Source organism: Bacteriovorax sp. DB6_IX (genome assembly GCF_000447775.1).
GTDB lineage: Bacteria > Bdellovibrionota > Bacteriovoracia > Bacteriovoracales > Bacteriovoracaceae > Halobacteriovorax_A.
In genome coordinates this window covers 1-241 of record NZ_AUNJ01000398.1, presented here as the reverse complement: position 1 = coordinate 241, position 241 = coordinate 1, and the positions used below count along the sequence as shown (strand labels likewise).

Annotated in this window: 1 pseudogene; it reads left to right on the top strand. The window is 33.6% G+C overall.

Annotated features, from left to right (window positions below):
* Nucleotides 1–241 (top strand): annotated as a pseudogene (locus tag M901_RS12645) (hypothetical protein); the annotation flags it as partial.

The window sequence follows — 241 nt, the reverse complement described above, 5'->3', positions numbered from 1 at the left end:
TTAAGTCAGAAACTGATTCTGAAACATTTCTTGGATTACTTATTTACCATGTAAGAAATGGGAAGAATATCAAGGACGCTGTTATCGAATCCTTTAAGAAGATTCATGGTTTTTCGGCCTTTGTTGTTTTAAATAAAGAAACATCAGAAATCTTTTCAATCAAAAAGGGTGCTCCACTAGTTTGTGGAATGAATGAAGTTAACTCGGTAGTTTTAGTATCTTCAGATCCATACGTTCTTGC